20 protein-coding genes, 1 tRNA gene and 1 pseudogene are annotated in these 20,078 nt (G+C 71.8%); 9 read left to right on the forward strand and 13 right to left on the reverse strand.

Features of this window, described 5'->3' with window-relative positions; translation table 11 throughout:
- Positions 1–19 precede the first annotated feature (19 nt).
- The 4 genes from I6A81_RS10075 (at position 20) to I6A81_RS10090 (ending at position 4,180) form a co-directional block, all read left to right on the forward strand.
- The gene (locus I6A81_RS10075) at positions 20–805 is read left to right on the forward strand and encodes a hypothetical protein (RefSeq protein WP_203005012.1); all 786 of its coding nucleotides are present in this window, start codon (positions 20–22) and stop codon (positions 803–805) included.
- A 10-nt stretch (positions 806–815) separates the two neighbouring features.
- Positions 816–1,853 (forward strand): SRPBCC family protein, encoded by a 1,038-nt coding sequence (locus I6A81_RS10080; RefSeq protein ID WP_203005013.1) that lies wholly within the window; start codon positions 816–818, stop codon positions 1,851–1,853.
- A gap of 121 nt (positions 1,854–1,974) precedes the next feature.
- On the forward strand, positions 1,975–2,622 hold the full coding sequence (locus tag I6A81_RS10085; RefSeq protein ID WP_203005014.1) for an HD domain-containing protein: 648 nt from the start codon (positions 1,975–1,977) through the stop codon (positions 2,620–2,622).
- 601 nt (positions 2,623–3,223) lie between these two features.
- Positions 3,224–4,180 carry a hypothetical protein gene (locus I6A81_RS10090; RefSeq protein ID WP_203005015.1) on the forward strand — a complete coding sequence of 319 codons (957 nt, stop codon included), beginning with the start codon at positions 3,224–3,226 and terminating at the stop codon, positions 4,178–4,180.
- 103 nt (positions 4,181–4,283) lie between these two features.
- Here I6A81_RS10090 and I6A81_RS10095 read toward each other — a convergent pair whose 3' ends face one another.
- From I6A81_RS10095 to I6A81_RS10120, 7 genes are all read right to left on the reverse strand, one after another.
- Positions 4,284–5,099 (reverse strand): GNAT family N-acetyltransferase, encoded by an 816-nt coding sequence (locus I6A81_RS10095; RefSeq protein WP_203005016.1) that lies wholly within the window; start codon positions 5,097–5,099, stop codon positions 4,284–4,286.
- A gap of 105 nt (positions 5,100–5,204) precedes the next feature.
- Positions 5,205–6,233: a transporter substrate-binding domain-containing protein gene (locus I6A81_RS10100; protein ID WP_203005017.1), complete on the reverse strand. Its 1,029-nt coding sequence runs from the start codon at positions 6,231–6,233 to the stop codon at positions 5,205–5,207.
- A 189-nt stretch (positions 6,234–6,422) separates the two neighbouring features.
- Positions 6,423–7,265, reverse strand: a complete 843-nt coding sequence (locus tag I6A81_RS10105; protein ID WP_203005018.1) for an amino acid ABC transporter ATP-binding protein — start codon at positions 7,263–7,265, stop codon at positions 6,423–6,425.
- The gene (locus tag I6A81_RS10110) at positions 7,262–8,224 is read right to left on the reverse strand and encodes an amino acid ABC transporter permease (RefSeq protein ID WP_407661281.1); all 963 of its coding nucleotides are present in this window, start codon (positions 8,222–8,224) and stop codon (positions 7,262–7,264) included. The genes I6A81_RS10105 and I6A81_RS10110 overlap by 4 nt, the downstream gene beginning before the upstream one ends.
- Positions 8,225–8,621: 397 nt before the next feature.
- Positions 8,622–8,720, reverse strand: coding sequence for a putative leader peptide (locus I6A81_RS46015; RefSeq protein WP_311446889.1), 99 nt, complete (start codon positions 8,718–8,720; stop codon positions 8,622–8,624).
- 449 nt (positions 8,721–9,169) lie between these two features.
- Positions 9,170–10,204, reverse strand: coding sequence for a quinone oxidoreductase family protein (locus I6A81_RS10115; RefSeq protein WP_203005019.1), 1,035 nt, complete (start codon positions 10,202–10,204; stop codon positions 9,170–9,172).
- A gap of 74 nt (positions 10,205–10,278) precedes the next feature.
- Positions 10,279–10,611 (reverse strand): GNAT family N-acetyltransferase, encoded by a 333-nt coding sequence (locus tag I6A81_RS10120; RefSeq protein WP_203005020.1) that lies wholly within the window; start codon positions 10,609–10,611, stop codon positions 10,279–10,281.
- Positions 10,612–10,959: 348 nt separating this feature from the next.
- Here I6A81_RS10120 and I6A81_RS10125 point away from each other — a divergent pair, with 348 nt between their 5' ends.
- On the forward strand, positions 10,960–12,489 hold the full coding sequence (locus tag I6A81_RS10125; protein WP_203005021.1) for a sensor domain-containing protein: 1,530 nt from the start codon (positions 10,960–10,962) through the stop codon (positions 12,487–12,489).
- 199 nt (positions 12,490–12,688) lie between these two features.
- Here I6A81_RS10125 and I6A81_RS10130 read toward each other — a convergent pair whose 3' ends face one another.
- Together I6A81_RS10130 and I6A81_RS43160 are read right to left on the reverse strand one after the other, a co-directional pair.
- On the reverse strand, positions 12,689–13,072 hold the full coding sequence (locus tag I6A81_RS10130; protein ID WP_203005022.1) for a winged helix-turn-helix transcriptional regulator: 384 nt from the start codon (positions 13,070–13,072) through the stop codon (positions 12,689–12,691).
- A gap of 76 nt (positions 13,073–13,148) precedes the next feature.
- On the reverse strand, positions 13,149–13,442 hold the full coding sequence (locus tag I6A81_RS43160; protein WP_238429739.1) for a hypothetical protein: 294 nt from the start codon (positions 13,440–13,442) through the stop codon (positions 13,149–13,151).
- Between the two features lie 404 nt (positions 13,443–13,846).
- Between I6A81_RS43160 and I6A81_RS10140 the strand changes: the two genes are divergently transcribed.
- A tRNA-Asn gene (locus I6A81_RS10140) sits at positions 13,847–13,919 on the forward strand.
- A gap of 247 nt (positions 13,920–14,166) precedes the next feature.
- On the opposite strand, the gene I6A81_RS10145 is transcribed toward I6A81_RS10140, so the two are convergent.
- Entirely contained in the window at positions 14,167–15,126 is a 960-nt protein-coding gene (locus I6A81_RS10145) for a GlxA family transcriptional regulator (protein WP_238429740.1), read from the reverse strand.
- 184 nt (positions 15,127–15,310) lie between these two features.
- Between I6A81_RS10145 and I6A81_RS10150 the strand changes: the two genes are divergently transcribed.
- On the forward strand, positions 15,311–16,189 hold the full coding sequence (locus I6A81_RS10150; RefSeq protein ID WP_307874566.1) for an NmrA family NAD(P)-binding protein: 879 nt from the start codon (positions 15,311–15,313) through the stop codon (positions 16,187–16,189).
- Complete coding sequence (locus I6A81_RS10155) at positions 16,173–16,310, forward strand: hypothetical protein (RefSeq protein WP_203005024.1); 138 nt, start codon at positions 16,173–16,175, stop codon at positions 16,308–16,310. Before I6A81_RS10150 ends, I6A81_RS10155 begins: the two co-directional genes overlap by 17 nt.
- A 10-nt stretch (positions 16,311–16,320) precedes the next feature.
- On the opposite strand, the gene I6A81_RS10160 is transcribed toward I6A81_RS10155, so the two are convergent.
- From I6A81_RS10160 to I6A81_RS10170, 3 genes are all read right to left on the reverse strand, one after another.
- Positions 16,321–17,052, reverse strand: a complete 732-nt coding sequence (locus I6A81_RS10160) for an alpha/beta hydrolase family protein (RefSeq protein ID WP_203005025.1) — start codon at positions 17,050–17,052, stop codon at positions 16,321–16,323.
- Between the two features lie 518 nt (positions 17,053–17,570).
- Entirely contained in the window at positions 17,571–18,503 is a 933-nt protein-coding gene (locus I6A81_RS10165) for a hypothetical protein (RefSeq protein ID WP_203005026.1), read from the reverse strand.
- 215 nt (positions 18,504–18,718) lie between these two features.
- Entirely contained in the window at positions 18,719–19,336 is a 618-nt protein-coding gene (locus I6A81_RS10170) for a SigE family RNA polymerase sigma factor (RefSeq protein ID WP_203005027.1), read from the reverse strand.
- Positions 19,337–19,692: 356 nt separating this feature from the next.
- Here I6A81_RS10170 and I6A81_RS10175 point away from each other — a divergent pair.
- A pseudogene (locus tag I6A81_RS10175) lies at positions 19,693–20,078 on the forward strand (hypothetical protein); the annotation flags it as partial.

Here is a 20,078-nt window from a genome sequence, read left to right on the forward strand (position 1 = left end):
GGGCCGGAAGGAGTCCGCGATGAACCCCAAGCTGATAGTCGCCGGCGTGGTCGGCTACGTCCTCGGCAGAACCAAGAAGGGCAAGGCGGCCATACGCCTCGCGCTATGGAGCCGCGGACGCAACACCAACGTCAAAGACCTGGCCCGGTCCCGCGCGCTGAAGTTCCTCGCCTCCGAGGAGGGGAAGAAGCTGGTAGCCCAGCTGCGCGGGCCGGCGCTCGAGGCCGCCGAGAAGGCCGCCCTGTCGACCTACGAACGCGGGGTCGAAAAGCTGACGGGCGACCTGTCCCACCGCACGTCCGAGCTGCGGCAATCGCTGGACAAGGCGCCGGCCGCTGACCTGGGCGGGAAGGCCGGGGCACTCACCGGCAAGCTGACCGGCGCGCTCGGCCGCTGGGGCGGCCCGCAGGGCGAAAAGGCCGAGCAGGGCGAGGCACCTGAGCAGGCCGAGGCACCTGAGCAGGCCGAGGCACCTGAGCGGGCCGAGGCGCCGGCCGAACAGGCCGGGAAGGCCGAGGAGGCGCCGGCCGAGGAGGCGCCGGCCGAGCCGGCGAAGACCAGGAAGCGGCAGGCCGCCGGAGCCGACCGGGCGTCGGCCAGCGCGGGTCGGGCCCGCTCGGCCGGGCGGGAAGAGCCCGCTTCGGCGGGCGAGAGCGCTGAGCCCGAAGGCCGGGAGACGGCCAAGGCGACGGACCGACGTCCCCCGTCCCGGCACCTGGACTTCCGGCCGCCGGCGGACCGGCCCACGGGCAAGCCGGTCCCGGGCCGGGAACGGACCGGCGCCGCGGCGCCGCGGTCGAGGTAGGTGAGTCGAGATGGCCGAGTCCAGCCAGACGCAGGGAAAGGGACTCGTCGGCACGCTGCTGCACAACCCGGCGACCGACAAGCTCATGCGGGAGGTGAAGGGCTTCCTCGCCGCCGAAGGCCAAGCGGCGGTCAAGCAGGTCGGTGAACGCATCGGCTCCGCGACCGGCGGGCTGGGGCCGGCGGCCGAGGGGATCAAGAAGCTCGCCGCGGGCGAGTCCCCCGGCAAGGCGGCGACGTCGACGGCGCTGAGCGCGCTGAAGGAGAAGGCGAAGGGGGCGCTCGGCATGGGCGGCGGGGTGGGCAAGGCGGGTAAGACGGGCGAGCCTGGGCCGCCGAAGGTCACCCACATCGCGGAAAACGTCGACGTGGCGGTGCCGGTCTCCACCGCCTATGACCAGTGGACCCAGTTCCAGGACTTCGCGAAGTTCATGAAGGGTGTCGAAGGCGTCGACCCGAAGAGCGAGACGGAGCAGAACTGGCGGGTGAAGGTCTTCAAGTCCCGGCGGACCTGGCAGGCCAAGACCCTGGAACAGGTCCCGGACCGGCGGATCAAGTGGACGACGGAGGGCGCCAAGGGGACGACCAAGGGCGCGGTGACGTTTCACCCGCTGGCCGACGACCTGACCCGGGTCGAGCTGACCATGGAGTACTACCCGAGCGGGTTCATGGAGAAGACCGGCAACCTCTGGCGTGCCGGCGGCCGGCGCGCCCGCCTGGATCTGAAGAACTTCCGCCGCTTCGTCACCGTCAAGGGCGAGGCCAGTGGATCGTGGCGCGGCGAGATCCGCGACGGCAAGGTCGTCCGCCAGCCCGAGGATGAGAGCCAGGAAACCGAGCCGCGGGACACCGAGGCACGGGAGTCGGAGTCGGGCGAGCCCGCGGAAGGCGAGGCGCAGGCGCCGGAATTTGAGGACCAAGAACCTGAGGACCGAGAGGACGAAGATCAGGAAACCGCCGAGGGATCCGGCCGAGACGAGGCCGATGCCGACGCCGAGGAGGAAGAAGAGGAGGAGGAAGAGGAGGAGGAAACCAGCGGCAGGGCCTAGCAGACGCTTCTGTGGACCGTGTCCGGTCGCCGCCCCGGGCTCGCCGGGGTGCGGCGCGGAAGGGCCGGACACATCCTGGGTGGGTCGTCGGTTCGGCCGGATGTCTCGGCGAGGAGGTTCCATGTCCATCAGCGCGGATCTGGTCGCCGGGGTGGCCGTGCCGGACACGGCGCTGGCCAGGGAGGCGACGGAGCTGGTGCGCGACGCGGCGGACGACCTCATCTACCACCATTCGCGGCGGGTGTACTGGTTCGGCAGCCTGCGGGGCCGCCACCGCGGGCTGAGCTTCGACCCGGAGCTGCTCTATGTCGGCGCGATGTTCCACGACCTGGGCCTCGGCGAGCGGTTCCGCGGCAGCGGCCGGCGATTCGAGGTCGACAGCGCCGACGAGGCACGCCGTTTCCTGCGGCGCCACGACGTACCCGAGGACAGCATCCGGCGCGTCTGGACGGCCATCGCGCTGCACACCACGCCGGGAATCCCGGAGTACATGGAGCCCGAGGTCGCGCTGGTGACGGCCGGCGTGGAGTACGACGTGCTGGGAATCGGCTACGACGACCTCAGCGACGCCGACCGGGAAGCCGTCACCAGGCTGCACCCCCGGCCCGACTTCAAGAACGAGATTCTGCGGGCCTTCACCGCCGGCATCGCCCCCAGGCCGGAGACCACCTTCGGCAACATCAAGGCCGACGTGCTGGAGCACTTCGTGCCCGGCTTCCAGCGCGCCGACTTCGTCGACGCCGTCCTGAACTCCTCCTGGCCCGAATAGGTCCTCGCCCGAGTAGTTTCAGGCCACAGTTCCGGGCCACCGGCGGCCGCGCCGCCGGCGCTCGCCGGCGGCCGTCCCGGCGACTCGGCGCCCGGCGACTCCGCGTCCCAGCGACTCCGCGTCCCAGCGACTCCGCGTCCCAGCGACTCCGCGTCCCGGTGACTCCGCGTCCCGGTGACTCCGCGTCCCAGCGACTCCGCGTCCCGGCGGCCGGTTCGCCGCGTCCCGCCGGCGACGCGGCCGGGACGGAGCGCGAGCGGGTCGGCGCCGGGATTTTCCCGGCTCAGCTGACCGCGCCGAGGACGAACGGCAGACCTCCGGCGCCTGGCTCACCCGTCTCCTGGGCCACTGACGGGTCCACCCCGTTGTGCCCTGCCCCAGGGCGATCTCTGGGCCAGGGCCGCCCGGCATGGGCGCGGACGGCCGGCGGGCTGGGCGCGCCCTGTCACGCAGCCGACATCCCGCGCGGGGCATCGTCCACAGAAATCGCGGGATGCGGTGCGCAACATCCCATACGCTCCGGGTGTCAGAGCTTGACGCCGAATTATTCGCTATTCGCCCGGCATGCGAGGTTGTCGTGGCAACAAAGCGTGACCTTCCGATGTCTTTGTGCATCGCGGGTTCCGTACTGCTGGTGGCCGTCGCCGCGTGCGGCGGCGGTAGTGGCGAGCCGACGCCGCCACCGCCCACCTCCGCCGTGCCAACCTCCATCACGCCCAAGACGCCGCCGCCCCAGCCACCGATCTCGCGCGCCGACTACCAGAAGGCGCTCTCCGAGGTGGAGGCGGCGCTCGCCCCTGGGTTCGCGGCCATCGGCGGCGCGCAGACCCCGACCGATCTCGAGGGGGCGCTGTCCGCCGTCGCGCTCAACCTCGACATCCAGGCCGACAACCTGGAGAAGCTGAAGGCCCCGCAGGCGGTGGCGACGCCGAACCTGGACCTGGTGGCCGGGATGCGCGCGCTGTCCAACGACCTGTCGACGGTGGCGGGCGACGCCGGCAAGCAGATCCTGTGCACCGGGGGGTCGGGCCTGCCCCGGGCGGTCAGCGGCAACGGCGCGCACCTGTTCCGTCTGGCGGTGCTCGGGGTGGCGACCGCCGAGCCCGACCATCCGTACGCGTTCGGCGGGTTCCTGCCGCCCGGCTCCCCGGACCAGAACCGCCGCCCGGCGAACGGGAACCTGGGCGGCGGCCGGCACGGCGGCTACGGCCAGCTGACGGTCGAGGCGGGCAGCGGCGCGGACGCCGTGGTGAAGCTGATGCAGGGCGGCGAGCTGGTCCGCGCCATCTTCGTCGCCGAGGGCGGCACGGCGACCGTGACCGGAATCCCGAACGGCACCTACGAGGCGTTCTACACCACCGGCCACGACTGGGACGACGCCAACCGCCGGTTCACCCGCGACTGCGAGTTCGACAGGTTCGACGACCCGCTGGAGTTCACGACCCGGTCGCTGCCCGACTCGATCGAGTACACGACCTGGACGCTGACCCTCTACACGACCGCGGGTGGCAACGCCGCGACCAGCCCCGTCGATCCGGGAACCTTCCCCGGCTCCTGACCGCGGCCCACGCCGCGCCGCGGGGCCGGCGCGGTCAGCGCCTCCTGGGCGAGCCGGATATGGATCTCGTCCGGGTAGGACACGCGGAGGAGCCGAGCGCCCGCTACCGCTCCCGCGGGTCCGCGCCGGCGCCCAGCGCTCCCCACCCGTCGGAGCCCGCCGGAGCGGTGCCCGGCGCGCGCAGGACGAAGAACTCGGGCCTGCGGCGCAGTCGGAAGCCGATCGACAGGTACAGCCGGATGGCGTTCGTGTTGTCCGCGGCGGCGTGCAGGAACGGGGTCTCGCCGCGTGCCCGGATACCGTGCGCGACGGCCTTCACCAGCCGGGTGGCGAGCCCCTGGCCGCGAAACGCGGCGTCTGTGCAGACGGCGCTGATCTCCGTCCAGCCCGGTGGGTGCAGCCGCTCGCCGGCCATCGCGACCAGTGCCCCGCCGCGGCGGATGCCGAGGTAGGTACCCAGCTCGATGGTGCGCGGCAGGAACGGGCCGGGCTGGGTGTCCGCGACGAGCGCGAGCATGTCCGGCACGTCGGCCGGGCCGAGCCGGACGGCCTCCTCATCGGGGGCGGCCTCGAGGCTCTCGTCGACGAGCTGCACTCCCGGGCCGCTCAGCGCCACCTCCCAGCCGGGCGGGACCACGTCCGGCTGCCGGGTGAACGGCGCGAGCCCGCCGGGTCCGACGAGGGCGGCCAGGTCGTCCCAGACACCCGGGTCCAGCCGGTCGGGGATCCCCATGAACGGGGAGACGTCGACCGGATAGCGCAGGACACTGCCGCGCCGCTCGGCGAGGTGCGCGTGCGCTCCCCTCAGCGACCAGTACACCGGGTTGTCCAGCACATGCGACTCGGATTCGCCCTCCGGCCCGGCTGCCGGATCGTCGTCCTCGAACGGGCGGGGGCGAACGTCGGTTGGAGTGCCCATCGGGGTTGCGCTCCTCGGCTAAGAATGACGAGTACAGCGCCGTGCCGGGCACGCCGCGGCCTGGAAGAAGGCCCGCGGGCGCGCCCGGCGACGGGTGGAGCTGGCTCAGGCGTTGGTGAGCGGCAGACCGGGCGGGTTCACCTCGGAGGTCGACACGGCCTCGTCCTGCAGGTTCCAGGCAGCCAGCCACTTCTCGTACTGACCGTTCTTGATCAGATAGTTGATCGCGTCGGCGAGCGGCTGGGCCAGGCCCGAGTCCTTCTTCGTCGTCGCCGCGATCAGGCCCTGCAGGCTCTCGCCGGCGCCGGACCACTGGCCGGCGACCCGGGTCGGGTTCGGGGTGCTGGCCGTCTGGGTGACGTGGTAGGCCGAGAACGGGTTGGGCCCGAAGAGGGCGTCGACCTTGCCGGAGCTCAGCGCCACGGTGGCCGACGAGGTGTCCTGGAAGAACTTGATCTCAAGCTTCTTGCCCTCGGCCGCGAGCTTGGTCTGCCACTCGACCAGGATCTTCTCCTGGTTGGTGCCGGAGCCGACCGCGACGGTGAGCCCGTCGAGGTTCCGGTAGTCGCCGTCGAAGTTCCAGTCGTTGGACTTGAGCACTTCGAACGCGAGGTTGTCGTCGCGGTACGCCGCGAAGTCGTACTTGCGCTTGCGTTCCTCGGTGACGGTGATGTTCGTGATACCGACGTCGGTCCGGCCGCTGTCGATGCCGACGAAAAGGTTCTCCCAGGTCGCGTTCTCGAGCACCGGCTTGAGGCCGAAGACCGCGGCGATGAGCTGGCCGAGGTCGGGCTCGGAACCGGTGAGCGTCTTCTGGTCGCTACCGATGTAGCCCAGTGGCGGCGCCCCGGTGGGCAGCAGGCCAAGCCCGATGACCAGCTCGCCGCTGTCCCGGATCTCGGCGGGCAGCTTGGCCCGGATCTCCTCGACCACCGGCACGCTGAGGTCGACCTGCTTGGCCGCGCCGTTCGACACCGCGCCGACGGTGACCACGGTCGTGCCGTTCGCGGCGGCGGGTGCCGCGGAGTCGTCGTCGTCACCGCCGCCGCAGGCGGTCAGGCCGACCGCCAGCGCGACGGCGGCGGCTGTCCCCGCCACCGCGGCCCGGACGGACCTGGGCCGGAATCCACGCATGATTCTCCTTGCCTTTCTTTTTCTCGTGGCCGCGGGAAACCGCTCCCGACTGGCGTTGGAACGGGTCTGAGAAGGAGTCCTGCGGGCGCGCGACAGCGCGCGACAGCGCCCGCCGGGCCGGGCCGGCCGCCGTCGCCGATGTCCGGACGGCGGCCGGTGGCGGTGCCAGGAAACCGGCGCCGTCTCGGCCTAGAGGACCTTGCTGAGGAACTCGCGGGTTCTGGGATGACGAGGGTTGTCGAGGACCTCGGACGGCGGGCCCTGCTCGACGATCCGGCCCTCGTCGAGGAACACCACCAGGTCGGCCACCTCGCGGGCGAAGCCGATCTCGTGGGTGACGATGACCAGCGTCGTGCCGCTGGACGCCAGGTCCCTGATGACCGCGAGCACGTCGCCGACGAGCTCCGGGTCGAGCGCCGACGTCGGCTCGTCGAACAGGATCACCCCGGGCCGCAGCGCGAGCGCCCGCGCGATCGCGACCCGCTGCTGCTGCCCGCCGGAGAGCTGGCGCGGATAGGAATTGATCTTGTCCGCGAGCCCCACCCGGGTGAGCAGCGCGCGGGCGAACTCAGCCGCCTCGGCGCGGCTCAGTCTGCCGGTGGCCACCGGCGCGGCGGTGACGTTGTCGAGCACGGTCAGGTGCGGGAACAGGTTGAAGTTCTGGAACACGAAGCCGATCCGGGCACGCTGGGCCAGGATCGCCCGCTCGGGCAGCTCCTTGAGCCGGTCGCCATGACGGCGCACCCCGATCAGCTCGCCGTTGATCGCGACGTGGCCGACGTCGAGCTTCTCGAGGTGGTTGATCGCCCGCAGCAGGGTGGACTTGCCCGAGCCGGACGGACCGAGGATGACGGCGACCTCGCCGGCGGGTACCGCGAGGGAGATTCCGGCCAGGACGTGGTGGGCGCCGAACCACTTGTGCGCGTCGTGGATCTCGACCGCGGCGGCGCTCGCCGGCGCGACCGCGGGCGCGGCGGTCGCCTGGCCTGGCGCCGTCGGCCGGGCGCTCTCGGTGGTCTGGGCGAAGGTCATCGGGCCACCGCCGCCGTGAACCGCAGCCGCAGGTCACGGACGCTGGCGTGCACCCATTGCAGGGGCGTCAGGGGCATCGCGCGCAGCGCGCCGCGGGAGTAGTAGCGCTCGACGTAGTACTGCGCGACCGACACGACGCTGGTGAGGATCACGTACCAGACCGTGCCGACGAGCAGCAGCGGGATGATGTCCCCCGGGTAGCTGGCGCCCATCGTCTGCACCGTGCCGAACATGTCGAGCAGCGAGACGTAGAAGACCAGCGACGTCGCCTTGATCAGGCCGATCAGCTGGTTGACGTAGGACGGGATGATCGCCCGGAGCGCCTGCGGCAGCACGATCCGGCGGAACTGGTAGAAGCGCGGCAGGCCGAGCGCGGACGCGGCCTCGTGCTGCCCCTGGTCGACCGAGAGCACCCCGGAACGCACCACCTCGGCGGCGTAGGCGGCCTCGTTCAGGCTGATGCCGATCACCGCGATCGCCAGCTCGCTGAACAGGGCCGTCTCGTCGAAGCTGAAGAACGCCGGCCCGAACGGCACGCCGACGCTGAGCGTCTGGTACAGCGCGCTGAAGTTGTAGAGGAATATCAGCACGACGATCAGCGGTACCGATCGGAACAGCCAGATGTAGACCCAGCTCACCGACCTGAGGATCGGGTTGCGGGAGAGCCGGCCGAGCGCGAGCACGATCCCGCCGACCAGCCCGAACACCGCGCTCCACGCGGCCACCTGCAGAGTGATCAGCAGGCCCCGCAGGATCACCGGCCGGGAGAACCAGTAGTCGAACCGGTCCCACTGGTAGAACGGGTTGGTCACCAGGCCATGGATGACCTGGGCGAGCACCACCAGCACGACCACGGTGGCGATCCAGCGCCCAGGCCGGCGCTGCGGGATCACCCGCCGCGCCGCCGGTGGTCCGGCCAGCGTGAGGCGCGCTGGCTCGTCCGCCGGCCCGGCGCCCACGGGTGGCGCGGGCGGCACGGGCGACACGGCGACGAGCGACGCGTCGGGCCGATGCGCCGACGACGCGTCCACGCGCTCACTCACGGAATTCACTCACGGCTATGTCCACTGAGGGCTGTGTTCTCTCATCGGAACGGACTCGGAAAGTCCCGGAACGGGCTCAGGAAGGCTTGGAACGGGCGTCGACGCCAAAGGCCCGGGCTGCCGTGGAGCACGCGGGCATCTACGCGCCGCGGGCAGGACGACGGGACCGGCCGCGCAAAAGCGCGGTGAGCCGGCGGGGAAAGGTCGCCTCACGGTTACCAAAAGTCCGCCGCGAGAATCGGAAAACGAAATCAATCCTGGCGGGGAGCCGCCGGCGTCCCGCCGCCGGCGGTTCGCCGCGGGCCGGAAACGGTCAGCGACGACAGAGCGCGCTGCTACTGCGGGCCAGGTCGATGTGCCTGCGGGCCACCAGGAGCTGGCCGTCGGCGTCGACCTCACGTCGCGCGCTCACCGTCACCTCCACCCTTTCCGCCCCCTCGGGCTTTCACCGGGTCGTTGTTTCCCTGGGGCGCGCGCGAGGCGGGGCGAGCAGCCCCATCCGCGCGGCGAGCCGCACACGGTAGACGTTAGACACCAGGTCGTATCTCGTCAATCCCTACCGGACAAGTGGTTTTTTGGCGGCACACACGGTCGCAACATTCAGGAAATCCAGCACGCGATGCGAACGAATGTTCACCGCCAGCGCCGCCCTGCCATCCCGCGGCAAGGGCCACTCGAAGCGGCCGATCTCGGCTGGCGCCGGCCCCGCCAGGGTCGCCCTGCCTCGACGCCGGACATGATCGCCGTTTCTGCCCTGGAGAGGTCGTGACCTGGCCATGTCCGCGACCTCTCCAGGGCACTATCGGCGATCATGGGGGCAGGTCAGCCTTCGTGGTCGTGGCGCGGCGGCGGCGCGCGGGCTCAGGCGCCGATCTCGACCACGGTGCGCCCGACCGAGCGGCGGGCCTCGTGGTCACCGAGCGCCGCGGCCGCGCCCCCCAGCGCGACGCGCCGGCCGACGTGCGGGCGGATCGCGCCCGCGGCGAGCAGCTCGAGGAGCTGGCCGTGCGCCTCGCCGGCCGTCGCCCGGCCGAACGGGTTGAACCCGAACCGGCGCATCCCCGGGTCGACCTCGTCCACCCAAGCGAGCATCACCCCGACGATCGAGAAGTTGCCGATGCAGGCGAGGCGCAGCGGCTGGCCGGTCATCCCGTTCCGTGGGTCGTCGGCGAAGCCGATCGGCAGGTAGCGCCCTTCGCGGGCGACGCAGGTCCACGACCTGCCGACGAACGCGCCGCCGGCCAGGTCGTAGACGACGTCCACGCCGGCGTCCCCGGTGTGCTCGAGGACCGCCTCGGCGAAGTCCTCGCTGGTGTGGTCGACGACCAGCTCGGCGCCGAGCCGGGCGCACAGCGCGGCCTTCGCCGGGCTGGAGACGGTGGCGATCACCCGGGCGCCGACGGCCCGGCCGAGCTGGATGGCGGCGGTGCCGAGGCCGCTCGCGCCCGAGTGCACCAGCAGCGTCTCCCCCGCCACCAGCCGGGCGCGGCGCAGGAGGGCGAGCGCGCCGGTGTGGAAGGGGATCACGAAGGCCGTCGCCTCGGCGTCGTCGAGGCCGTCGGGGGCGTCGAACACCGACACGGCCGGGGCGATCGCGTACTCGGCGAGCCCACCGATCGCGTTCTTCGTGATGGCGACGACCCGCCTGCCGACCCAGGCGGCGGCGCCGTCGCCGGCCGCGTCGACGACGCCGCAGACGTCCATGCCGAGGGTGTACGGCGGCGGGACCGGGACCGAGACGAGCTTGCCGCGGCACCGGTCGATGTCGTTGAAGTTCAGGGAGCCCGCCCCGACCCGGATGCGCACCTCGCCGGGGCCGGGCTCCGGTAAGTCGACGTCGACCACGTCGAGCACCTCGGTCGGGTCACCGTGCTCGCGTACCTGTAGCGCCTTCATGTCATCCCTTCGGGGGTCGTGACGGGTCCGGGAGACCGAAGCGCGCTGACAGCTCTTGGCCCTGGCTCTTGGGCCTAGCTGTGGTGATGCCCGTGGGCGGGCTCGTGCTCGGGGCTCCAGTTCGGGTCGACCAGGTCGGCATAGTCGGGGTGGCGCTCGATCCAGGAACGGATGAACGGGCAGCGCGGCCAGACCGTCAGGTTGCGGGCGCGGGCCGCGTCGAGCGCCTCGCGAGCGAGATCACCTCCGACGCCCTGGCCGGCGAACGCCGGATCGGTCTCCGTGTGATTGAAGGCGATGATCCCGGGATACGTCGAGTACGTCACGAACCCGGCGATAGTCCCGTCGATCTCCAACTCGAACCGGCGCCGCTCGGGCACGTCGGTCACCGTGCGCTTGCCTGCCATGACGTCATCTCCTCGGATAGGACTCGCTAGCGGCTCGGCAACCGGGCGTCCGCGCCCCCGAGCCCGCTCCCGGTCGGCCGCCGACCGCCGGCCGCCGACCCCATGGCGGGCAAACCACCGCCCGCGGGCAACTGTTCCGCCAGCCGGCGGAACAGTGCCGGCCGGGTGGCCGAACCGACGGTGGGGCTATGCCTACCTTGGCCGGGGGGCTTGCCGCTCCCGGTTGGGGGGCTCACCGCATGGGACAGCGCGACCGCTCTCGGTAGCGTGATCAGCGTTAACTGATCATGCGTCATCGGCCGGCCGGCGGATCGGGCGGGATGGCGATGTGCCAGCGGGAGGATCACGATGGCGAGCGCCGAACTGGCCGAGCGGCAGCGCGGAAACGGCCTTCTACAGCTCGGCCTGCGGGTCGCGCTTCCGGTGTTCGACTTCGTGGTCGGCATCGTCGGGTTCGTGGTGATCTTCACCCTGTTGGCACTCACCGTCGGCCTTACGCCGCTGATCTGGGTCGCCCTGCCGGTCTTCCTGCTCCTTGGGGTCGTCGCCCGCGGGCTGGCCTCACTGGAACGCGGCCGCCTCCGGCTCTTTCTCGGGACCGAGTTCGGGCCGGCGCCGGCGGCACCGCGCGGGATCCGGGCGAACCTGCGCGACGTGCCCACCTGGCGGGCGATCGGCTACCTGCTGGTGCACTGGCTGGTCGCGACGGTGTCGTTCACGCTCACCGTCAGCCTCTGGGCGACGTCGCTCGCGCTGATGACCATGCCCTGGTGGCTGCACCGGGTTCCCAGCGAGCAGGCCGACCTCAGACTGCTGCATGTCACCGACTCCGCGACGGCCTGGCTGATGTGCGCCGTGGGCCTGCTGGTCGGCGTCGTCGGCCTCGCGGTGGCCTACGGTTTCGGAGCCCTCAGCGGAGCACTGGGCCGCGGCCTGCTCGACACGGACGAGGCCGGGCGGTTCGACGAGGGCGGACGGTTCGACGAGGGCGCGATCGCCCGGGAGCCGCGGGAGTACCGCCCGGCGGGTTCGTCGCCACGGCTGACCGGAGGCCGGGTCGCGGTCCTGGCCGTGGCACTGCCGATGATGCTCGCGGCCTCGGCGGTCACCGCGACGAGCGCCGCCGCGCAGATGGCCCTCACGAGCGAGCGGCACACCGCGAGCTACCCCTGGCGGGGCGGGCCGATCACACTCAACGCCACCGACGGCGACGTCCGGGTCGTGTCCGGGAAGGATGGCCAGGTCGGCGTCGCCTACACCGAGCACTACGGGCTGCGCAGGCCCACGGTCTCCGGTGCCGCCACCCCGGACGGCGGCGTGGCGCTGACCGCGAAATGCCCCGCCGGGCCCCTCGGGAACTCCTGCGAGGTCGACTACGTGCTCACCGTCCCACCGACCGCCCAGCTCACGCTGCGCACCGGCGACGGCTCGCTGACCATTACCGGCACCACGGGCCGGGTCGACGCCCGCACCGGCGACGGCTCGCTGTCGATCACCGACACCACGGGCCCCGTCAACGCGGTCACCGGCGACGGCAAGGTCGTTCTCACCCGGCTGGCCGGCACGCTCGATCTCCGTAGCGGCGACGGCGGGATCAGCGGCACCGGCCTGACCGCGTCCTCGGTCACCGTCCGGACCGGCGACGGCCGCCTGTCGCTCGCCTTCGACGAAGCGCCGTCCGCCGTGACGGCCACCACCGGCGACGGCGGCATCAAGATCACCCTGCCGCCGGGCTCGACCCCCTACCGCGTGGACGCCACCAGCGGCGACGGCCGCGCCCGCGTCACGGTCCCCACCGATCCCGCCGCCCCGAACGCCATCACCGCGCGCTCCGGCGACGGCGACGTCACCGTCGCCCCGGCTTCCCCCGGCGCATGACCCAGCCGGCCCGGGCCGGCTTGCTTCGGCCCGGGCCGCTCCGGCCCGACCCACTCAGGGTCGGGCCGTGTTGGTGCCCGCGCCGGCCCGCGACCATCCGGTCCTCGGAGCCTGGGGTGGGGCAGCGCGGCAGTCCGGCGTCGAAGGCTCGGGCGGCGGTTCAGGGCTTGAGGCGGCGATTCAGAACTTAGGCGGCGGTTCAGGGCTCGTCGCGGGCTCGGGTGGCCGAACCCCGGGGCGTGCGCTGACGTGCGGTGAGGCCGGCCCATTCGCCCGCCCAGTCGGAGAGGGGTTCGAGCAGGCCCTGCAGGCGGCGGCCATGGGAGGTAAGGCGGTAGTCGCCGGCCTCGTCGACCTCGATCAGCCCGGCCTCCCGAAGCTCGCGGGCCCGCTGGGTGAGCTGCGCGGTCGGCGCGTCCAGGCCGGCCTCCAGCGCGCGGAAGGAACGGGGCGTCGCGCGCAGGCTCCAGAAGATCGCCAGGCTGTGCCGGCGGCCGAGCAGGTCGAGCAACATGGCCAGCGGAAGGTCGGCACCCGCCACGGCGCGGCCCTCCGGCGCCGAGCGAGGGGCGGACCGGCTCATCGGTCGCCCCTCCTCTCAGGCGTTCCGGTCTTGGCTGTTCCGAGCCCGGATGTTCCAATCTCGGACGTTTCGGATCTCAGGGGATCGTGGCCGCGCCGACGCCGTTCGAGCTTGGCGTGTCCTTTGGGCGGGCGTGCCGGTGACCGTCCGGCCCGGAGACGTGCCGACCGTGGCCGCTGAGCGTCTCCGCGGCCCGGCTGTAGATGCCGCCGACCTGCGCCGAGACGATGCCGGCGACGCTCTGCACCTCGGGGCGGTCCCAGACCAGGCGGGCCTGGCGGGCGATCTCGTCGTAGCTCTCCCGGCCGGCCCGGGTACCTAGCAGGTAGCCGGCCACGAAAGCGAGGGCGACCGTGGGGCGGATCCGCATGCTGCCTCCCGAGGCTTCGCCGAGCTGGGCGGGTGTGCGTGGGCTCGTCGGTGCACGGCCGCCCTTCCGGGCCGACGTTCCTGTTCTACCCGCTCACGTGCCGCGAGGTTCCCCACTTCGGGGCACCCGACCCGTCCGTGTGGCCCGCGACCAGCGGCGGCAGGGGTCACCAGCTCCGCCCACCACATCCACAACGAACCTTACCGGCCAGTAGGGACGATTCCAGGGCCGATCCACGCAAGGGGCGCGAATCACCAGCGAGCGGCGGGAGGCAACGACCACGCAACATCGACCTACCCCACGGCCGATCCCGCCGAACCTCCGGTAAGCTAGCCACTGCCAGTCGGACAGCAAGATCCCCCCGAGGGCTCCGGCCCCCGGTACGATCGGCGCCGACACGATGGTCCCGCGTAGCTCAATTGGCAGAGCAGCCGGCTGTTAACCGGCAGGTTATAGGTTCGAGTCCTATCGCGGGAGCAAGCAAGGGAGCAGCGCCCCAGGTCAGCGACCATGTCAATCTAGGGTCAGCGATTACAGGTCAGGCGCCACCTAAGATCATATCTTAGTTACTCCCCACTTGCGTTAACGGGTCAGACCGTGTCCAGTCGCGTCGCCAGCCAGGCGGAGACGTCCTCACGGCGGTAACGCACATGCCGGCCGATCCGCAGGCCCGCCGGGCCTTCCCCGGTCGTCCGCCACCACCGTCGGCCGGACCCAGCGATGGTCAGGAGCCGCTGAATGTTCGGCGGTATGCGCTCGGTGACACGCCACGTTGAAGGACGAACTGTTCGCGAAGGGCGGCCGCGCCGCGGTAGCCGACCCGGGTCGCGATCTGCTCGATGGACAGATCGGTGGTCTCCAGCAGTTGTTCGGCCAGGGACAGGCGCTGGGTCCGGAGCCAGGCGTGCGGTGACGTGCCGGTGGCCGATCGGAAGTGGCGGAGGAAGGAACGGCGGCTCATCAGGGCCTTGGCGGCGAGCATGTCGACGGAGATCCGGTGGTCCAGGTGCGCCCGAGCCCAAGCGATGACGGTGGCCAGGCGCTGGTCCTCGCTGTCCGCTGGCACGGGGGTGCTGACGTACTGCGCCTGGCCACCGTCGCGGTGCGGTGGCACCACCAGGCCACGCGCGATCTCGTTCGCCAGTCCGGCGCCGTGCTCGCGGCGGATGAGGTGCAGGCACATGTCCAGGCCGGCCGCGGCGCCGGCGCCCGTGACGATCCTGCCTTCGTCGATGTAGAGGGCTTCTGGAGCGACGGTCACCTCGGGATGACGGGCGGCGAGTTCGGCGGCGAACTGCCAGTGCGTCGTCACCGTGCGGCCGTCGAGCAGGCCGGCCATTGCCAGGGTGAAGGCGCCGACGCAGTGGGCGGCGATGATCGCGCCGCGGCCGTGGGCGGCGCGTAGCGCCTGGAGAACCGGGTCCGACGGCTCGGTGAGATAGTCGACGGCCGGCAACACGATGATCAGGTCGGCGGTCGCCAGCGGGCGCAGGTCGTGCCTCACCGTGACCGGCAGGCCGAGGTCGGTCGGGAGAGGACCTGGTCGCCGGGCGCAGACAGCGACGTCGAACCCGGCGATGCCCGGCCGCGAGCCGAAGGTCGCGTGGACGATCCCGAGGCCGAGCGCGGTGACGCCCGGTGGGGCATAGGCCGCGACGCGACGGAAGGCCATGTTGTCGATCATGCCAGAGAAGTTGGCACGAAACCTGCGCTCACTGGCATTCGGGCCAGCGGACTGCCGGGCCCGGGTCCGGCAGTCTGGCGCCGTGCGCGACAACGAGACAACGGGCCGAGGCCCGACACTGCACGGGCCCCGGGACACGAGCGACAAGGCCGACAGAGCGAACAAAGCTCGGAAGATCATCCTGGTGACGGGTGCGACCGGCAACCAGGGAGGTGCCGCGGCGGCGCGGCTCCTCGCGGACGGCTGGCAGGTCCGGGCGCTGACCCGAGACCCGGCGGGAGGGCCGGCGCGGCGGCTCGCGGCGGCCGGTGTCCAGGTCGTCGTGGGCGACCTGGACGACCGTGGGTCACTGGACGCCGCCGTCGAGGACGCCCACGGGGTGTTCAGCGTGCAGCGGGGTGCGCTGGGCACGCCTCCGGTGCCGTTCGAGGACGAGGTCAGGCGGGGCCGGAACGTGGCCGACGCCGCGGCGGCAGCCCGGGTGCGGCACCTGGTCCACGCCTCGGTCGCGGGCGTCGAGCGCGGCGGGGGTGGGCGCGCGTTCGCGAGCAAGCGGGCGATCGAGGAGCACATCGGCCGCATCGGTATTCCGGCGACAATCCTGCGGCCGGTCTCGTTCATGGACAACTACGCGGATCCGGCGTTCGGGGTGCAAACCGGGACTCTGGCCACCCCATTCGCGCCGGATGTTCCCGAACAGCTGATCGCCGTCGACGACATCGGCGCCTTCGCCGCCTCCGCCTTCGCCGATCCGGCACGTTATCTGGGGCGGGCCCTCGCCATCGCCGGTGACGCGCTTCGCCCAGGACAGACCGCCCAGGCGCTCAGCCTCGCCACCGGACGCGACATCCGCTACGCGCACGTTCCGTCCGACATCGTCCGCGGCCAGAACGAGGACGTCGCGGACGTCGCGGACTTCCTCAACAATCATGGAGGGTACGGCGCGGACCTCGCGGCCGCTCGTGCGCTGCATCCAGGCTTGATGAGCTTCCAGACCTGGCTCGCGGGCCCGGGCCGCACGAAACTCGCCACGCTGCTCGAGACCCATGCGCATTCCACATGACGCGCGAGCACGAGGGCGACGCGGGGAGGGCCTGCTGGCCACCGCCATCGAGGAGGGCCGGGACCCGTCCTCGATGAGCGGCATCCTGGCCGACAGCTCCTGTCGTCTGCTGCCGGCCTGACGGCCCGGCCTCACTTCAGGTGCCGGGCGAAGAACCGGTTCCCGTCGTCCCCCTCGAACCGCGGGACGCCGGTGTGCCCGCCCATATTGGCGTGCAGCGTCTTCTCCCTGGAGCCGAAGGCGTCGAACAGGTCCAGGGCCAGCTGCCGGTCGTTTCCTTCGTCGTCCCACTGCAGCAGGACCTGCAGCGGAATGGTGACCTGCCGGGCCTCCTCGAACAGGGTGCGGGGCACGAAACTCCCGGCGAACAGAAGGGCGGCCGAGATGCGCGGCTCGACCACCGCCAGCCGGATGCCGATGGCGATCACCCCGCCCGCGTACCCGACCGGGCCACCGATCTCGGGCAGCGAAAGGAGGGCGTCCAGGGCGGCCCGCCATTCCGGGACCGCCTTTTCGACCAGCGGGAGGACGAGCCGGTCGACGATCTCGTCGTCGACCGGCTCGCCGGCCGCCAGCGCCCGGCGCAGGTCGGCGCGGGCCTCCTCGGCGGCGGCGGAACGGGGCCGGTCACCGCTCCCGGGAAGCTCGATGGTGGCCGCGGCGAAGCCCTCCACCACGGAGTGCCGGGCCCGCGCCACCAGTCGGGGGTACATCTTGCGCAGTCCGCCGGGGTGGCCGACCAGGATCAGCGGGGCCGGCGCGGACGCGGATCCGGGCGTCCACAGGATGCCGGGGATCTCGCCGAGGGTGAACTCGCGCTCGAGGACACCGTCGTCGAGGCGCTGTTCGGAAGTGAATCGCATGGCCGTGCCTTTCGGGAGTGCTCGTGAACGGCGCTCCCGGACGACCTATCGCCCGACCGTGACCCCGGAGGGGAGCACCCATGTCGATACGTTCACGGGTACCACCTCCTCGTTCTCTCGCACGGCCTCCGGAAAGGTAGCAGTGGTCGCCAGGGTCCGCCAACGGGTTTTCGCGGAGGCTCCGGGGCCCGCCGCGAAGGCGGTCACGCTCAGCCAGCAAGATCCAACGAACTCACGGCCGCTCGTCTGACACGTGCGGAGAAGGCGACCAGCGCGGCGTCAGGAGCCGCCGGAGCCCGTCGGGCCGCGGCGAGTCCTACGGCCGTCCGCGCTGGACGATCGGGGCCCACGTACCGGTGTAACGGTCGAGCCGCTTGAACACCGCGGCGGCGGAGCCGGCCGGCGAGCGCGGTCGCCGGCCGGCTCGGGTTGATCAGAGGCGGCGCTCCTGTATGAGCCTCCCCGTGGGGCGGAAATGGGAGCGCCAGGCTCGGCGTCGAGTTGCCCTGGCCATTGACTCAGAGGGGCAGAGAGCCGCGGAAGGTCAGCTTCGATGGGATCGGCCAGCCTGACTCGTCAACCGGACCGATACACGCGATCCTCACCTCGCCGACGTCGGTCACGACGACCCCGTCGCGACCGGGTGCCACACCGGGGAGAGTCCAGCCCAGGATGGTGGCCACCGCGTCGGCCGGCACGCCCGCGGGCGGGTTCGGAGCCTGGACCGCCGCCTGAATGCACGCCTGGTTCATTTCGATCTGTTGCTGCTCGGTAGGGCGCGCGGGCCCAAGGTTCGGAATCTTCCAGGCGTCCAGACGGCCGAGGAGCTTTCCCGCGCCGTCGAAGGTGTAGAACGCGAAGGGCTGGTCCCAGGCCGGGAAGTTGGCCCCTTCGACCTTGAACCGGGCGAGGACACCGCCGTCATCGAGGATCGGGACGACGATACTCTGGCCGGTCGGGAACACGGCCAGCACCATTGCCACGTCCGGTGACACGTGCCCGGCGCCGAACCGGCCATACGTCCAGCCTGGGCCCAGGAAGTTGAACGACGTGAGTGGACCGTCCGGGGGGAGCAGAAACTCGTTGTAGTGGGAGACGCCTTCTCCGACCCCGCCTTGGACGCGGTCGAAGGCGGGACCGCCGTCCTCACCAGTGGGGATATCGCAGTAGGTCATATCGGTTTCGGACACGATTATTCCGGCGTAACCCTGTTTGTCATGTATTACGCCGAGGACCCGGTTGGTATCACCCGGCGTATCCAGGTTCCAATCGCAGTGGCGGATCAGCGTCGCCTTCTCGCTCTCGGTCAGCGGGACGACGCGGGGGGCGTCCACCAGCTGGATCTTGATTGGTGGCTGTCCGGTCGCTCCGGGCACCTCAGAGGGCACCGGCGGCTGCGCCGGCCTCGAGGCCGCTGTCGGTGTCGTCCCGGCGCCTCCCGCGGCGATCACCTGGTCAGGCTCGCCCGTGCGCGTCGCGGCGAGCAGGCTCAGGGGGATCGCGACGCCGGCGAGGGCGACGACGAGTGCCGTGGCGAGCCGGCCGCGGGCGCGGCGGCGGCGGGCGCCGGCGCGGATGGTGTCGGGGAAGGCGGGGCCGAAGGCCGGCGTGGGCTCGTCATGGGCGAGGGCGCGCAGCCGGGTCCGCAGGTGTGCGTCGTCGGGGGTCACAGCCGGTCTCCCTCGGGCTTGGTGGTGACCAGCCGCGGTGTGCGCTGGTGGTGGTCGCGGTCCGTCAGGATGTCCGGTCCGGCGGCGGTCCGTGGGCCGACCGCGTCGAGGTGTTCGCTGTCGCGTAGCCGGGCCAGGCCGCGGGAGGCGTGGGAGCGCACCGAGCCGATGGAGCAGCCGAGGGTCGCGGCGACGTCGGCCTCGGGCAGGTCCTCGACATAGCGGAGGACGACGACGGCACGCTGGCGGGGTGACAGGGCACGCAGCGCCCGGATGAGGCTCTCGCGTTGGGTGATCCGGTCGGCGAGGTCGACGCCCACCGCGGCGACGTCATGTGGCCAGGAACCGTGGTCCTGCAGAGGGACCTCGACTACCCGGGCGCGCAGCCGCCGCCACCGGCTCGTCGCGCCGTTGACGATGGCCCGGCGCAGATAGGCCTCGCGCCGCCCTTCGTCGATCTTGTCCCAGCGAAGGTAGGCCCGTTCGAACCCACCCTGGACGAGGTCCTCCGCCGCCGCCCGGTCGCCGCCGGTGAGCAGGATCGCGCTCGAGAGCAGCCGGTTGGCCACCCTGGCCACGAATTCCTCGAACGCCCGTTCGTCATCCGTGTCCACTCCTCGCCTCCTCCCTCTGTCGCCGCTGCTGCTGATGTGACGCGCGCGGGCCGGCCGGCTATGAGGCTGGATGGGGGCGCTGTCCGGCGGCCGACGATCGGGGCGACCCACGCCAGCGTGCCGAGAGGCAGTCGTGGGGCCGGGTTGGGAGCCGGGGTTGTGGCCAGGCCCCAGCAGAGCGGTGTGCTGGCCCTTGGCCTGTGGCACCCCGGGGCGGCCTTGGCCGGTTGCGCACAAGGCCGTCGCGAGGTTGCGGAGTCGCGCATGTGATTTGACGGCAAGACGACCTCTTCGGCGCCCCTAACCGCGATTCCCATCATTCAGAATCGGCTGGGCGCAAACAAGGAGGTGTCGCCATGGTTGTCACGGACATTCCCCAGACGATTCCCGACCCGCTGCCCGCCACCCTGCCATTCCTCTGGGAACGTCGCGGCGCCGACAGATGGCGCCCTCCGCCGGGCGCGCGAAGATCCCGGCTGGCGAGTTTTCTGTCCACCGCCACCCAGGAAGGCACCGCCGCCGTCCTGCCCACCTTCTTCGCCAGCACGCTGCGCGCGACACCGCTGGCCCTGGGCGCCGTCGAGGCCGGCGGCCACGCCGCCGGGACCGTAGCCCGCATGGTCGGCGCCGAACTCGGCGCCCACACCCGCCGCCGACGAACCCTAAGCGCCATCGGCCACAGCGGGATCACCATCGGCTCCGCGCTGATCGCCCTCGCCACCACCGTCTGGGCCGCCGGCAT

It is taken from the genome of Frankia nepalensis, from assembly GCF_016786325.1.
GTDB classification, from domain to species: domain Bacteria; phylum Actinomycetota; class Actinomycetes; order Frankiales; family Frankiaceae; genus Pseudofrankia; species Pseudofrankia nepalensis.